Annotated in this window: 12 protein-coding genes; 6 read left to right on the forward strand and 6 right to left on the reverse strand. The window is 65.1% G+C overall.

The window, feature by feature from the left end; translation table 11 throughout:
- Window positions 1-114 precede the first annotated feature (114 nt).
- A complete protein-coding gene (locus ACZK3W_RS17360; RefSeq protein WP_197615814.1) occupies window positions 115-1,317 on the forward strand; it encodes a lipase family protein in 1,203 nt (400 codons plus the stop codon).
- A gap of 485 nt (window positions 1,318-1,802) precedes the next feature.
- On the opposite strand, the gene ACZK3W_RS17365 is transcribed toward ACZK3W_RS17360, so the two are convergent.
- From ACZK3W_RS17365 to sucC, 3 genes are all read right to left on the reverse strand, one after another.
- Window positions 1,803-3,437, reverse strand: coding sequence for an NAD+ synthase (locus tag ACZK3W_RS17365; RefSeq protein ID WP_049403035.1), 1,635 nt, complete (start codon window positions 3,435-3,437; stop codon window positions 1,803-1,805).
- 231 nt (window positions 3,438-3,668) lie between these two features.
- Window positions 3,669-4,544 carry a succinate--CoA ligase subunit alpha gene (gene sucD, locus ACZK3W_RS17370; RefSeq protein WP_005410793.1) on the reverse strand — a complete coding sequence of 292 codons (876 nt, stop codon included), beginning with the start codon at window positions 4,542-4,544 and terminating at the stop codon, window positions 3,669-3,671.
- Window positions 4,545-4,565: 21 nt separating this feature from the next.
- Window positions 4,566-5,735, reverse strand: coding sequence for an ADP-forming succinate--CoA ligase subunit beta (gene sucC / locus ACZK3W_RS17375; RefSeq protein ID WP_004154430.1), 1,170 nt, complete (start codon window positions 5,733-5,735; stop codon window positions 4,566-4,568).
- Between the two features lie 405 nt (window positions 5,736-6,140).
- On the opposite strand from sucC, the gene ACZK3W_RS17380 reads away from it, so the two are divergent.
- Together ACZK3W_RS17380 and ACZK3W_RS17385 are read left to right on the forward strand one after the other, a co-directional pair.
- Window positions 6,141-7,754: a sensor histidine kinase gene (locus ACZK3W_RS17380; RefSeq protein WP_049401617.1), complete on the forward strand. Its 1,614-nt coding sequence runs from the start codon at window positions 6,141-6,143 to the stop codon at window positions 7,752-7,754.
- Between the two features lie 60 nt (window positions 7,755-7,814).
- Window positions 7,815-9,188, forward strand: coding sequence for a sigma-54-dependent transcriptional regulator (locus tag ACZK3W_RS17385; protein WP_032128822.1), 1,374 nt, complete (start codon window positions 7,815-7,817; stop codon window positions 9,186-9,188).
- 151 nt (window positions 9,189-9,339) lie between these two features.
- Here ACZK3W_RS17385 and pilB read toward each other — a convergent pair whose 3' ends face one another.
- The 3 genes from pilB to ACZK3W_RS17400 all read right to left on the reverse strand — a co-directional run bounded on the left by pilB (window position 9,340) and on the right by ACZK3W_RS17400 (window position 12,321).
- The gene (gene pilB / locus ACZK3W_RS17390) at window positions 9,340-11,067 is read right to left on the reverse strand and encodes a type IV-A pilus assembly ATPase PilB (protein WP_197616791.1); all 1,728 of its coding nucleotides are present in this window, start codon (window positions 11,065-11,067) and stop codon (window positions 9,340-9,342) included.
- Between the two features lie 128 nt (window positions 11,068-11,195).
- Window positions 11,196-11,606: a pilin gene (locus ACZK3W_RS17395; RefSeq protein WP_080355120.1), complete on the reverse strand. Its 411-nt coding sequence runs from the start codon at window positions 11,604-11,606 to the stop codon at window positions 11,196-11,198.
- Window positions 11,607-11,838: 232 nt separating this feature from the next.
- Window positions 11,839-12,321, reverse strand: coding sequence for a pilin (locus ACZK3W_RS17400; RefSeq protein WP_049472467.1), 483 nt, complete (start codon window positions 12,319-12,321; stop codon window positions 11,839-11,841).
- A 339-nt stretch (window positions 12,322-12,660) separates the two neighbouring features.
- Between ACZK3W_RS17400 and ACZK3W_RS17405 the strand changes: the two genes are divergently transcribed.
- The 3 genes from ACZK3W_RS17405 to coaE are packed head-to-tail and all read left to right on the forward strand — an operon-like array spanning window position 12,661 to window position 15,415.
- The gene (locus ACZK3W_RS17405; RefSeq protein ID WP_049401613.1) at window positions 12,661-13,920 is read left to right on the forward strand and encodes a type II secretion system F family protein; all 1,260 of its coding nucleotides are present in this window, start codon (window positions 12,661-12,663) and stop codon (window positions 13,918-13,920) included.
- Between the two features lie 8 nt (window positions 13,921-13,928).
- Window positions 13,929-14,792 carry a prepilin peptidase gene (locus ACZK3W_RS17410; protein ID WP_032128827.1) on the forward strand — a complete coding sequence of 288 codons (864 nt, stop codon included), beginning with the start codon at window positions 13,929-13,931 and terminating at the stop codon, window positions 14,790-14,792.
- Between the two features lie 11 nt (window positions 14,793-14,803).
- On the forward strand, window positions 14,804-15,415 hold the full coding sequence (coaE, locus tag ACZK3W_RS17415) for a dephospho-CoA kinase (protein ID WP_043402827.1): 612 nt from the start codon (window positions 14,804-14,806) through the stop codon (window positions 15,413-15,415).
- The last annotated feature ends 78 nt before the right edge of the window (window positions 15,416-15,493 follow it).

Here is a 15,493-nt window from a genome sequence, read left to right on the forward strand (position 1 = left end):
ACGACACTAGGAATTCTACGAATCCCCGGCGGATGCGACGCCGGTCCCAATCGGCGTAGGCGAGGCCCTCCACACTGCGGCGCAACGGCCATCCCGGCCGTGAAGGAGCGCCCCATGACCCCACCACCCCGTCGTTTCCGCCCCCTCGCCTGCCTCCTCGCCACTGCCCTGCTGGCGCTGTCCTCGGGCCCCGTGGCGGCTGCCCCACCCGCACCGGGCGATCTGCTGTCTGCTGCCCCCTATCGCGCGTCATGGGTGCCGTCCAAGGCCGCGCAGGCCTACAAGCTGCACTACCGCACCCCGGATCATCGCGGCCAGCTGGCCGAAGGCACCGGCCTGCTGTACCTGCCCGCCGGCGCGGCGCCTGCAGGCGGCTGGCCGGTGGTGTCCTGGGCACATGGCACCCAGGGCATCGCGGATCGCTGTGCGCCCTCGGTGTCCGGCCCCTACCAACCCGAACGCGACGGCCGCTTCCTCGATCAGTTCCTGGCACAGGGCTATGCGGTGGTTGCTGCGGACTACCAGGGCCTCGGCAGTCCAGGTGACCATGCCTATCTGCATGTGCGCACTGCCGCGCGCAATGCCATCGACCTCGTCAAAGCCAGCCGCCAGTATCTGGGCACCGCAACGCTGTCGCCGCGCTGGGTCTCGGTCGGCCATTCGCAGGGTGGTGCCGCCGCGCTCACTGCCGGGCATCTGGCACCCACCTATGCTGGCCCGTCGCTGCACTACCGCGGCAGCTTCACCACCGGCACGCCCACCGCCGTCGAGCTGACCGCACTGGTGATGAAGCCGGACAACCGCACCGCCAATCCTGGCGCGCTCAACGCGTATCACGCGTATCTGCTCCACGGTCTGCTGCAGGTTGCGCCGCAGATCGACCGCGTCCTCAGCGACACCGGCCGCACCCGCGTGGCAGTGGCACGCGAGCAGTGCCTGGGCGAACTGGCCACCACGCTGGACGGCGCGGATACCGGCAGCATGTTCACCGCACCGCTGACCAGCGTGCCGGGCATCTGGGCCGTGCTGTACGACTATCTCGGCGTACCGCGCCGCGGTTTCAGCCAACCGCTGATGCTGGGCCACGGCAGCGAGGACCGCGACGTCCCCTATCTGACCACCCTGCTGTATGCCGCAGGCCTGGCGCTGCGCGGCGAGCCGGTCGCGTTCCGGCGCTACCCGGTCGACCATCGCGGCACGCTGGACGCTGCGGCGGCGGATGGCCTGGCATTCGTACGAGCCCGGCTGGGGGACGGCCACTTCAACGACGCTGCGGAAACCGCCGACCTCGAACAGCTGCTCGACGACGCCCGGTAGATCCACGCCATGCGTGGATGCGCGGGATACGGGTTGCCGGCCAGCGGCCGGCACTACCAAAGGCAGTAGATCCGCGCCATGCGTGGATGCGCGGGATACGGCGTTGCCGGCCAGCGGCCGGCACTACCGGATGCGGTAGATCCACGCCATGCATGGATGCGCGGGATACGGATTGCCGGCCAGCGGCCGGCACTACCGGAGGCAGTAGATCCACACCATGCGTGGATGCGCGGGATACGGGTTGCCGGCCAGCGGCCGGCACTACCGGAGGCAGTAGATCCACGCCATGCGTGGATGCGCGGGATACGGCGTTGCCGGCCAGCGGCCGGCACTACCGGATGCGGTAGATCCACGCCATGCGTGGATGCGCGGCATACGGCGTTGCCGGCCAGCGGCCGGCACTACCGGATGCAGTAGATCCACGCGTGGATGCACGGCGCATCGGGCTGCCGGCCAGCGGCCGGCACTACCTGCCAACGGCTACCTCAACCCTTGTAGCCGTTGCTGATCGGGTAGCGACGCTCGCGACCGAAAGCGCGGCGCGACACCTTCGGGCCTGGCGCGGCCTGGTGCCGCTTCCACTCGCTGATGCGCACCAGGCGCAGCACGCGGTCGACCACGGCCGCGTCATAACCGGCGGCAACGATCTCCGTGCGCGACTGCTCCTGGTCGATGTAGCGGTACAGGATGCCGTCCAGCACGTCATAGGCCGGCAGCGAGTCCTGGTCCAGCTGGTTCTCGCGCAGTTCGGCCGACGGCGGGCGGCTGATCACCGCCGGCGGGATCACCGGCGCGCCGCCCACGGTATTGCGCCACTTGGACAGGCCGAACACCTCGGTCTTGTACAGGTCCTTCAACGGCGCATAGCCACCGCACATGTCGCCATAGATGGTGGCATACCCGACGGCGTACTCGCTCTTGTTGCCGGTGGTCAGCAGCAGGCCACCGAACTTGTTGGCCAGTGCCATCAGGATCACGCCACGGCTGCGCGACTGCAGGTTCTCTTCGGTCACGTCCGGCGCAGTACCTTCGAACATGGGCGCCAGCGATTCCATCAGGCCCTTGAACGCCGGCTCGATCGAGACCGCTTCCAGCTTCACGCCCAGTGCCTGGCACTGCTCGGCGGCCAGGTCGTTGGACATGCCGGCGGTGTAGCGCGACGGCAGGCGCACAGCGGTGACGTTCTCGGCGCCGAGCGCGTCGACCGCCAGCGCCAGTACCAGCGCCGAATCGATGCCACCGGACAGGCCCAGCCAGACCTTCTTGAAACCGTTCTTGCGGCAGTAATCCTGGATGCCACGGGTCACCGCGCGCCAGGCCAGCGCGTCCATGCTCTCGTCGCCATCGTCCATCCACACGTGCGGCATGAAGCGGCGCGTTTGGCCGTCGTACTCCACCACCAGCCACTGGTCGACGAAGGCGGCAGCGGCGGGGTGCACCGTGCCGTCACCATCGGCCACCACCGAGGCGCCATCAAACACCAGCGCATCCTGGCCACCAACCACATTGAGATAGGCAATCGCTGCCCCGCTCTCGCGGGTGCGTGCGGCCAGCACCGCATCGCGCTGGGCGTGCTTGCCGCGCTCGTACGGCGAGGCATTGGGTACCACCACCAGCTGCGCGCCGGCGCGCACGGTGTCGGCCAGCGGCTCGGCGAACCACAGGTCCTCGCAGATCAGCAAACCCACCGGAATGCCGTTGACCTCGAAGACGCAGCTGCCACCGTCCGGATCAACATCGAAGTAGCGGCGTTCGTCGAACACGGCGTAATTGGGCAGCTCACGCTTGCGGTAGGTCTGCTCGACCAGCCCGTCGCGCAGCACGCTGGCGGCGTTGTAGACCACCGCGCCAGCCGCCTGCGGCCAGCCGACCACCGCCGTGATGCCGCGGCAGGCTGCGGCAATGCGCGTCATTGCCTGCTCGCACTCGTACAGGAAGCCCGGGCGCAGCAGCAGGTCTTCCGGCGGATAACCGCTCACCGCCAGCTCGGGGAACATCACCAGCTCGGCGCCGTACTCGTCGCGCGCCTGGCCGATCATCTCGATGATGCGCTCGGTGTTGCCGGCGACGTCGCCGACCGGGAAGTCGAACTGCGCCATCGCGATGCGGATCGAAGCCATGGGAATCCAGCCTGTGGTTGCAATGCCGCCATTGTAGCGCTGCGCCATGCGCGCGCCGGGCGCGCTCGCTGCGTGGACAGCCCCGGCTCAGTAGACCCACGCCATGCGTGGATGAGCTTGCCGGGATGGCCAGGGCGCCGGACGCAGAAAGGCCGCCCGGAGGCGGCCTTTCTGTTTCAGCAGCCGGCCAGCGGCCGGCTCTACAGCATCGTCTGCCGGAGGCAGTCGATCTTATTTCACCAGCTTGGCGATGGCAGCGCCCAGGTCGCCCGGCGAGCGGACGGTGACAACACCGGCAGCTTCCATCGCGGCGAACTTGCCTTCAGCAGTGCCCTTGCCGCCCGAGGCGATCGCACCGGCGTGGCCCATGCGCTTGCCGGCCGGAGCCGACGCACCGGCGATGAAACCGACGACCGGCTTCTTCACGTGGTTCTTGATGTACTCGGCGCCGGCTTCTTCAGCGTCGCCGCCGATTTCGCCAACCATGATGATGCCTTCGGTCTGCGGGTCTTCGTTGAACAGCTTCAGGCAGTCGACGAAGTTCAGGCCGTTGATCGGGTCACCACCGATGCCGATGCAGGTGGACTGGCCCAGGCCGACTTCGGTGGTCTGCTTGACCGCTTCATAGGTCAGGGTGCCCGAACGCGACACGATGCCGATCTTGCCCGGCTGATGGATGTGGCCCGGCATGATGCCGATCTTGCACTCACCCGGGGTGATGACGCCCGGGCAGTTCGGCCCGATCAGCACGGTGTCCGGATGCGAACGGGTCAGCACGTTCTTGACGCGCAGCATGTCCAGCACCGGGATGCCTTCGGTGATGCAGACAATGACCTTGATGCCGGCAGCAGCGGCTTCCAGGATCGCGTCAGCCGCGTACGGCGGCGGCACGTAGATGACCGAGGCGTTGGCGCCGGTGCTCTGCACGGCGTCGGCAACGGTGTTGAAGACCGGCAGGTCGATATGGGTGGTGCCACCCTTGCCCGGGGTCACGCCGCCGACAACCTGGGTGCCGTACTCGATCATCTGAGTGGCGTGGAAGGTGCCCTGCTGGCCGGTGAAGCCCTGCACGATCACCTTGGTGTTCTTGTTGATCAAAACAGACATTGGAATTCCTTGGTGTCGGTATCAGGCGGCGTTCTTGACAGCTTCAACGATCTTCTTGGCGCCATCGTTGATGTTGTCAGCCGGGATGATGGCCATGCCGCTGTCACGCAGGAGCTGCTTGCCTTCTTCCACGTTGGTGCCTTCCAGGCGCACCACGACCGGAACCTTGACGCCCACTTCCTTCACGGCGGCGATGATGCCTTCGGCAATCATGTCGCAGCGGACGATGCCGCCGAAGATGTTGACGAAGATGCCTTCGACCTTGTCCGAGGACAGGATCAGCTTGAAGGCTTCGATGACGCGCTGCTTGTTGGCACCGCCGCCCACGTCCAGGAAGTTCGCCGGCTCGCCGCCGTTGAGCTTGATGACGTCCATGGTGGCCATGGCCAGGCCGGCGCCGTTCACCATGCAGCCGATGTTGCCGTCCATGGTGACGTAGTTGATGTCCAGTTCCGAAGCGATCACTTCGGTCGGATCTTCCTGGGTCTTGTCGCGCATGGCGACCAGGGCCTTCTGGCGGAACGCGGCGTTGTCGTCGCTGTCGAACTTGCCGTCCAGCGCGTACAGGTTGCCGTCGTCCAGGATGGCCAGCGGGTTGATTTCAACCAGGGCCAGGTCCTTTTCGTTGAACAGGCGGTACAGGTTCACCATGATGCTGGCGAACTGGCCGGCCTGCTTGGCGGTCAGGCCCAGCTTGAAGCCGAAATCACGGCCGTGGTAACCCTGCACGCCTTCGACGAAGTCGACGTTCAGCGAGTGGATCAGCTCCGGGGTTTCAGCGGCGACCTGCTCGATCTCCACGCCGCCTTCCGAAGAGGCGATGTAGGTGATGGTCTTGGTGCCACGGTCGACCAGCACCGACAGGTACAGTTCCTTGACGATCTCGCCGGCGGTGGTCACCAGCACCAGGTTGACCGGCAGTTCAACGCCAGCGGTCTGGTAGGTGGCCATCTTGGTGCCGAGCATCTTGGCCGCAGCGGCCTTCACGTCGTCGGTGGTCTTGCAGAACTTGACGCCGCCAGCCTTGCCGCGGCCGCCAGCGTGGATCTGCGCCTTGACCATCCAGGGGCCCTGGCCCAGGGAGTTGGCAGCGGCAACCGCTTCGTCCGGGGTCGCAGCGACCTTGCCGGCCGGGACCGGGATGCCGTACTCGGCAAGCAGTTGTTTTGACTGGTATTCGTGGAAATTCATGCGTCACCGTGGGAATAGGAACGACCGCACGCAATTCCTCAGGGCCCCGGCGGGGCGCCGGCATGGACCGCGGCGGGCCCACTATTGTGGCCGAGCCGGCGCCGGGGCGCAAAGAAGTCTGTACAAAACGCCACACCCGGCCAGATTTCCACCGCCATTCAGGCAGTTGCGCCCGGGCCGGCGCTGACCACCGGTATCCACGGCAGGCCAAATGCGCGATCCGGGCGGCTCCGGCGGCGTCCTGCCGGGGGCCCTATACTGGTCAACCAAGGTGTGTAGTGTCGGGCTTGCCCGGCGGCTTCCACCGCGGGCCACATAGAAGCGACGAACCCGCCCGGCTTCAGGGGATGCCGGGCAGGGCCGCCGCAGATTCCAGACCCAGGCAGCCAGAAGGGGAGTTCCGGCGTGTCACCCAGTGCTTCATTGATCGACCGCATCGAATCGATTCCGCGGCGTGAGCTGTACTTCTTCGCGCTGTACCGGGTGCTGATCGCCGCGGTCATCGCCGGCCTGCTCTACAGCCCCCTGTCCGGCATGGTCGGCGAGGCCCATCACCCGCGTCTGGCCGATACCGTCGCGGCGATCTATCTGCTGCTGTCGCTGCTGGCCCTGGCGATCGGCCGCAACGAACGCTGGCTGCGCCCGATCGTGGTCAGCAGCGTGCTGGTGGACATCATCGCCGCCACCCTGCTGGCGCATGCCCTGCCCGGTGCCAGCGCCGGCATTTCGATGTCGCTGCTGTTCAACATCGCCGCCGCCGCCACCCTGCTGCCGCTGAGCTGGGGCCTGGGCCTGGCGGTCGCTGCCAGCCTGGCCACCGGTACCGAATACCTCTGGAAGGTGCTCGAAGGCGGTGACCCCACCCGCACGCTGGCCGAGCTGGCCATGTTCGCCACCAGCTACCTGGCGCTGGCCTTCATCAGCTACCAGGTGGGCAACCGCGCGCGCCGCAACCAGCAGCTGGCCAACCAGCGCGGCGACGAAGTGGCCAACCTGTTCCAGATCAACGAACTGATCATCCGCCGCATGCGCACCGGCGTGCTGGTGGTGGACGCCGACAACCGCATCACCCTGGCCAATGAAGCGGCCTCGATGCTGCTCGGCGACAACGACGGCATCGGTGAGACGGGACGCCTGGATCTGGCCAGTGCCGCGCCGGAACTGGCGCGCCGCCTGCAGCGCTGGCGCAACGGCTGGGCGCAGGACGAACTGCCGCTGCAGCTCAACCCCGACCAGCCGGAAGTGCAACCGCGCTTCGCCCGCCTGCTGGCCGGCAGCGAACTGGCGCTGGTATTCCTGGACGACTCCAGCGTGGTCTCGCGGCGCGCCGAATCGCTCACCCTGTCGGCGATGGGCCGCTTCTCGGCCAGCCTCGCCCATGAAATCCGCAATCCGCTGGCGGCGATCAACTACGCCGTGCAGCTGCTGGAGGAAGGCACCGGTTTCAACGAAAGCGACCGCCGCCTGCTGCAGATCATCCGCCAGCAATGCCAGCGCACCAACGGCATCGTCGAGAGCGTGCTGGGGCTGGCACGGCGCGAGCGCGCCACACCCGAGAACGTCGACCTGGTCGCCTTCGTGCGCCGCTTCGTGCTGGAGTACAAGCAGGGCCAGACGCTGGAAACCGACAGCATCGAACCGATCATCAGCGACACGGCGGTGATGGCGCAGGTCGACAGCAAACACCTGTACCAGGTGCTCACCGTGCTGGTGCACAACGCACTGAAATACGGCCGCATCGGCCAGCAACCGGCGCGCGTGCGCCTGCGCGTGGCGCAGCACGAGCGCAGCGCGGTGATCGACGTGATGGACCGCGGCCCGGGCATTCCCGAGAGCGTGGCCGCACAGCTGTTCCGTCCGTTCTTCACTACCTCCGAGCATGGCACCGGGCTGGGCCTGTATATCGCCCGCGAGTTGTGCCGCGCCAACCAGGCACGGCTCGACTACATCCCGGTGCCGGCAGGAGGCTCGTGCTTCCGCCTGGTGCTGCCCGGCCCGCACACGCTGTTGCCCACCTGATTCCAAATCTGTGCGTCAAACATTTGTCGCTTCCAGCCCCCTCGTTTATCTTTCACGCCCATGAACGAAACCCGCAGCGCCCTCGTCGTCGACGATGAACGCGACATCCGCGAACTGCTGGTACTGACCCTCGGCCGCATGGGGCTGCGCATCAGTACTGCCGCCAACCTGGCCGAAGCGCGCGAGCTGCTGGCCAGCAACCCGTACGACCTGTGCATCACCGACATGCGCCTTCCGGATGGCAACGGCATCGAGCTGGTCAGCGAGATCGCCCAGCACTACCCACGCACACCGGTGGCGATGATCACCGCATTCGGCAGCATGGACCTGGCCGTGGAAGCGCTGAAGGCCGGCGCCTTCGACTTCGTCAGCAAGCCGGTGGACATCTCGGTGCTGCGCGGCCTGGTCAAGCACGCGCTGGAACTCAACAACACCGAACGCCCTGCGCCCGGCCCCGCCACCGAACAGGCTGCACGCCTGCTCGGCGCTTCGCCGGCCATGGACGTTCTGCGCACCACCATCGGCAAGGTCGCGCGCAGCCAGGCACCGGTCTACATCCTCGGTGAATCGGGCGTGGGCAAGGAACTGGTCGCGCGCACCATCCACGCCCAGGGCGCGCGTGCGGCTGGTCCGTTCGTGCCGGTCAACTGCGGTGCCATTCCCGGCGAGCTGATGGAGAGCGAGTTCTTCGGCCATCGCAAAGGCAGCTTCAGCGGCGCCCATGCCGACAAGCCGGGCCTGTTCCAGGCTGCACACGGCGGCACCCTGTTCCTGGACGAAGTGGCCGAGCTGCCGCTGCAGATGCAGGTGAAGCTGCTGCGCGCGATCCAGGAAAAGTCGGTGCGTGCGGTCGGTGCGGCCAACGAAGAACCGGTGGACGTGCGCATTCTCTCGGCCACGCACCGTGACCTGGCCGAACTGGTCGAGGACGGGCGCTTCCGCCACGACCTGTACTACCGCATCAACGTGATCGAACTGAAGGTGCCGCCGCTGCGCGAGCGCCGCCAGGACCTGCCGGAGCTGGCAGCCGCCGTGCTGGCACGCTTGGCCCGCAGCCACGGCCGTGCCACCCCGCTGCTGGCGCCGTCGGCGCTGGAAGCGCTGGCCCACTATGCGTTCCCGGGCAATGTGCGCGAGCTGGAGAACATTCTGGAGCGCGCGCTTGCACTGGCCGAAGAAGACCGCATCGGTGCCGACGACCTGCGCCTGCCGCAGCACGCCCCGCGAGCGCCCGGCGGCGCAGCACCAGCAGAAGCCGTGGCCGACCTGCAGCCGGGCGGTGCCGCCCTGCCCTCGTACATCGAGCAGCTGGAGCGCAGCGCCATCCAGCGCGCGCTGGAAGAGAACCGCTGGAACAAGACCCGCACGGCTGCGCAGCTGGGGATTACCTTCCGCGCGCTGCGCTACAAGCTGAAGAAGCTGGGGATGGAGTAAGGGCCGAACGGCCCTGGTAGGCGCCAACCTTGGTTGGCGTGCGCCGCCGCGCCATCCACGCATGGCGTGGATCTACCCACCAACGTGGTAGTGCCGGCCGCTGGCCGGCAACCTCATGCATCGCGTCATCCACGCATGGCGTGGATCTACCTCAATCCTTGGTAACGCGATTGATCTCGGCCAGGCTGGTCACACCCGCTGCCGCCTTCTTCAACGCCGACTGCCGCAGGTCATTCACCCCGATCTGCTGCGCCGCCTCGGCAATCTGCAGTGCGTTGCCACCGGCCAGCACGATCGTGGCGATCTCATCGGTCATCGGCATCACCTGGTAGATACCGGTTCGGCCCTTGTAGCCCTCGGTGCACTCATCGCAGCCCACCGCCTCGTACAACTGGATGCCCGCATCCAGCTGCGCCTGGGTGAAGCCCTCGGCCAGCAGCGCGTGCTCCGGCAGGTTGGCCGGTCGCTTGCAGTTGCCGCACAACCGGCGTGCCAGGCGCTGGGCGATCACCAGCGTCACCGAGCTGGTGATGTTGTATGGCGCGATGCCCATGTTCATCAGACGCGCGATGGTCTGCGGCGCATCGTTGGTATGCAGCGTGGACAGCACCATGTGGCCGGTCTGCGCCGCCTTGATCGCAATCTCGGCCGTCTCCAGGTCGCGGATTTCGCCGACCATGATGATGTCCGGATCCTGTCGCAGGAACGAGCGAAGCGCTGCAGCGAAGGTCATGCCGCGCTTGTTGTTCTGCTGCACCTGGTTGACGCCGGGCAAGCGGATTTCCACCGGGTCTTCGGCGGTGGAGATGTTGCGCGTCTCATCGTTGAGGATGCCCAGCGCGGTATACAGCGACACGGTTTTGCCCGAGCCGGTCGGGCCGGTCACCAGCACCATGCCGTACGGCTTGTGGATGGCGTCGTGGAACAGCTTCTGCTGGTCCGGCTCGTAGCCCAGCTTGTCGATGCCCAGCTTGGCCGCGCTGCCATCCAGGATACGCAGCACCACCTTTTCACCGAACAGGGTCGGCAGCGTGCTGACGCGGAAATCGATCTGCTTGGTCTTGGACAGATTCAGCTTGATGCGCCCGTCCTGCGGCACGCGCTTCTCGGCGATATCCAGCTGCGCCATCACCTTCAGGCGCGCGGCGATGCGCTGGTTCAACTTCACTGGTGCGCGCGCCACCATCTTCAGCAGGCCGTCGATGCGCAGGCGCACGCGGTAGTCGTCTTCGTAGGGTTCGAAGTGGATGTCCGATGCACCCTTGCGGATCGCATCGACCAGCACCTTGTTGACGAACTTCACCACCGGGGTGTCGTCGCCCTTGGCGTCGATGCCGGAGTCGGTACCCGCGCCATCTTCGTCACCCAGGCCGACATCGAGGTTGGCCATGCCCTCGTCGTCGCCGCCCAGCGCATCGCCGATGGTGTCGTGGCTGGCGTGCCACTGCTCCAGCGTGCGGCGGATCTGGTCTTCATCGACCAGGATCGGTTCCACCACCAGATTGGTGTGGAACTTGATCTCGTCCAGCGCATGGGTCGGATTGCTGGTACCCACGAACAGCTTGCCTCCGCGCTTGAACAGCGGCAGCACATTATGTTTGCGCAGCAGTTCCTCGCTGACCAGGCTCATGGCGTTCTGGCTGGCGTCGAACGTGGACACGTCGAACAGCGGCATGCCGAACTCGACCGCGTTGGCGGCGGCGAGCTGCGAGGCACTGACCAGCTTGTTCTGCGCGAACCACGTGGGCAGTGGCTGACGGGCGGCCGTGGCCTTGGCCATGGCGTCGCGGGCGGAAGCCTCGTCCAGCGCGCCGTCCTGGACCAGGCGGCGGGCCAGGCCGGTGATGCCGACGAGGTTGGCTGTGGCAACTGTGTTCATCGCTTTTACTCCTACTCCCCAGCGGAGGTTACCGGAGCGTCTAGCTGGTTGAAAGCACTCGAACGAATGGATCAAACAATTTAACCAAGATCCCACAGGTGCCAACGGACCATGACACTAGACATGTCTCAACGACACTCCGGCGGGATGTACTTCCTCTCCCCGTCGACTGTGCTACACCGCCAGCGGACCACTTCATTGGGATTGTAGGATGGTGCAAGCTGCAAGGTAATCGCGCCTGCTTTCACGGTGGTTCTAACCGTAAGCACCCCATTGCCTGAGCAGCTCATCGAGGCGACATTCTCTGTCCCAGAAGCAAGCGCATCGACACCGAGACAAGCAGATGAATCCAGCGCGTTCTTGTTGTTTACATTTTCGGTGACGGTGACTTTGGCATACGAGGCGAGAACAATGGCCTCGGAAACCCGTGCCTTAACGGTGTAGTTCTGATAGGCCGGCAATGCAATCGCCGCTAGGATTGCAAGAATTGCGACGACTATCATCAACTCAATGAGGGTAAAGCCGCGTTGAACATTCATACCCTGTGCCTCCCCATGGCACGAAACAGAAAAATACTGCCCCCACCCACTCTCGACTGTGAGCGTCGCTCAGAATTGGGCGAACACGCAGTCAACGAACAGGTAGTAGGAAGGTGCTTTCCCGGCCAAGGAGCTCCCCTGTTGGCCATCTTCCACATTGCGAGCCAAGAAATGAAAATGGGGGGCAGCTGCCCCCCATCTTTTTAGTCAAGCTCTGGCATCAAGGCCGATATCAGCCACCCGAACCGCCACCCGAACCGCCACCCGAACCGCCACCACCAGCAGCGGCAGCGCGGCACTCAGCCGGGTAGTACTTCGCTGCACTACCGCTACCAACACACTTCCAGGTGGTACCAACTGCACCGGCCTGCGCAGTCGGGGTGTAGGTCAGCACAGTGCTCTTGCCCTTGTCTGCGGTCATGGTCACCGCAATGGCACCAGAAGCGGCCGTGCAGGTCATTGAGGCAACGTTGGGATTGTTTGCTGGGATAGCAGTATCCACGCCGACGCATGCGTCAGCAGGAACCGCGCCGCCATTGTTTGCAATGTTTTCGGCAACAGTAGTCTTTGCACCGGATGCCAACACGGCCGCCTCTGAAACGCGGGCACGGACGGTGTAGTCCTGGTATGCCGGCAGAGCAATCGCGGCAAGAATGGCGATGATCGCAACAACGATCATCAATTCAATCAGGGTGAAGCCCTTTTGGTTCTTCATGGTGATACATCCCCAAGATAAGTGGTGATTAGATTCGAGTGCCCGGCCGAGCAGGCCGACGGTCCCGCGGGTGGAGCAACGCAGGTTGCATGCCAACTCCCGGCATGCCTCCCCCTGGATTTCCCCGAAGCAATGATGGCAGCAATTCTGCGGATGGGAACCCCCCCCCAGTCGTTTTTGCGATGGACACAACAATGTGACGCTTTGCGTCACCTTCCGCCACAGAGTGCCAAGAACCCTGTGCTGCGTCACGTTGGCAGTCTCCCCTGATCGCTCCGAACCCGCTAACATCCCTAGCCATGGTGCCCGCCTGGGGATGGCGGGCCTTGGGGAGCTAACATGTCTGTCAGTCGCAGTGCGATCAAGAGTGGGTCTGTGGCGCGAGGCGCCATGGAATTGCAGCCGTTTGTCTGGGAGGGGACCGACAAGCGGGGTATCAAGATGAAGGGCGAGCAGCTGGCGAAGAATGCCAACCTGCTACGTGCCGAGCTTCGGCGTCAAGGAATCAACCCAAGCCAAGTAAAACCAAAGCCCAAACCTCTGTTTGGCAGTGCCGGCAAGGCCGTCAGCGCAAAGGACATATCCTTCTTCAGTCGTCAGATGGCGACAATGATGAAGTCGGGCGTTCCGATCGTTTCTGCACTGGAGATCATCGGCAGCGGGCATAAGAACCCGCGAATGAAAAAGATGGTCGACACAATCCGCACGGATATCGAAGGCGGCTCCTCTTTGTACGAGGCCATCAGCAAGCACCCTGTCCAATTTGACGAACTCTACCGCAACCTAGTAAGAGCAGGTGAAGGCGCAGGTGTCTTGGAGACCGTGCTCGACACGGTTGCCACTTACAAAGAGAACATCGAAGCCCTCAAGGGGAAGATAAAGAAAGCCTTGTTCTATCCGGCGATGGTTGTGGCGGTCGCAGTCATAGTATCTGCCATTCTGCTGATGTTCGTTGTTCCCCAGTTCGAAGAAGTCTTCAAGGGATTTGGTGCCGAGCTGCCGGCGTTCACTCAGATGATCGTCGCTGCCTCCCGCCTGATGCTGTCGTGGTGGTGGCTGTTGTTAATCCTGACCGTCGGGTCGGTAATTGGGTTTGTCGTGGCATACAAGCGATCCCCAAAGCTGAAGCATGGCTTGGACCGTACCATCCTCAAAGTTCCGGTGATCGGCCAGATCATGCACAACAGCTCGATCGCCCGTTTCGCCCGCACCACGGCAGTGACATTCAAGGCTGGCGTGCCGCTGGTGGAGGCCCTGGGCATCGTGGCTGGCGCCACAGGTAACAAGGTCTATGAGGAAGCCGTACTGCGAATGAGGGACGACGTCTCGGTGGGCTACCCGGTCAACATGGCCATGAAGCAGCTGAACCTGTTCCCGCACATGGTCATCCAGATGACCGGCATCGGCGAAGAGGCGGGCGCCCTGGACGCCATGCTGTTCAAGGTGGCTGAATACTACGAGCAGGAAGTGAACAATGCCGTGGATGCCTTGAGCAGTCTGCTGGAACCGATGATCATGGTGTTCATTGGTACCATTGTCGGCGGTATGGTCATCGGCATGTACCTGCCCATCTTCAAACTCGGCGCCGTCGTCGGCTAAAGGTATCAATGGCATTTCTCGACCAGCACCCCGGCCTCGGCTACCCCGCCGCGGCCGCCCTGGGACTGCTGCTGGGCAGTTTCCTGAACGTGGTCATCCTGCGCCTGCCCAAGCGGCTGGAGTGGCAGTGGAAGCGCGATGCGCGCGAAGTCCTGGAGGAACCGGACTTCTATGAGCCCCCGCCTCCGGGGATCGTGGTGGAGCCGTCGCACTGCCCGCACTGCAAGCACAAGCTGAGCTGGTACGAGAACATCCCGCTGTTCAGCTGGATCATCCAGGGGGGCAAGTGCCGCCACTGCAAGGCGCCGATCTCGCTGCAGTACCCGCTGGTGGAGGCGCTGACCTCGGTACTGGTGCTGGCCTGCGTCTGGCAGTTCGGCTTCGGCTGGCAGGGCTTCGGCGCCATCGTGCTGACCTGCTTCCTGATCGCCCTGTCCGGCATCGACCTGCGCACCCAGCTGCTGCCCGACCAGCTGACCCTGCCGCTGATGTGGCTGGGGCTGATAGGCAGCATCGACAACCTGTACATGCCGGCCAAGCCCGCCCTGGTGGGTGCGGCGGTGGGTTACCTGTCGCTGTGGACGGTCTGGTGGCTGTTCAAGCAGCTGACCGGCAAGGAAGGCATGGGCCACGGCGACTTCAAGCTGCTGGCGGCGCTGGGCGCCTGGTGCGGGCTGAAGGGCATCCTGCCGATCATCCTGCTGTCGTCGGTGCTGGGCGCCATCATCGGCTCGATCTGGCTGTACAGCCGCGGCCGTGACCGCGCCACGCCCATCCCGTTCGGGCCGTACCTGGCCATCGCCGGCTGGCTGTACTTCATGTGGGGTGCGCCACTGGTGGAGCAGTACCTGGTGATGAGCGGGCTGCGCTGAGGGGAGTCCCCATGAGCCGCTATGTGGTTGGCCTGACCGGAGGCATCGCCTCCGGCAAGAGCGAGGTGACCCGGCGCTTTGAGGCGCTGGGGATCGTGGTGGCCGACGCCGATCTGGCCGCACGGGCCGTGGTGGCTGCCGGCAGCCCGGCGCTGGCCCGTATCGCCGAGCGTTTCGGCGCCGACATGCTGCTGGCCGATGGCAGCCTGGACCGGGGGCGCCTGCGCGCCCACGTGTTTGCCGACCCGGCCGAGCGGACGGCGCTGGAAGCGATCACCCACCCGGCTATCCGCCTGCTGATGCAGCAGCAGTGCGAGCAGGCCACCAGCGCCTATGCGATTGCGGCCATTCCGCTGCTGACCGAGGTGGGCGGGCGGAAGGCCTACCCATGGCTGGACCGGGTGTTGCTGGTGGATGCGCCCGAAGCCGTGCAGCATGCGCGGCTGATGCAGCGCGATGGCATTGATGCCGCGCTGGCCGACCGGATGATTGCTGCGCAGGCCAGCCGCGCACAGCGGTTGGCGCTGGCCGATGACGTGGTGGTCAATGATGGGCAGCCGGAGGACCTGCAGGTGCAGGTGGAACAGCTGCATGCGCGGTATCTGGGGTTGGCCGGGGGTTGAGGCCTGGTTGCCGGCCAGCGGCCGGCACTACAGAAGCGTATCCACGCATGGCGTGGATCTACATGCGCGGGGCGCGGC

Source organism: Stenotrophomonas sp. 80084_Sma (assembly GCF_056481995.1).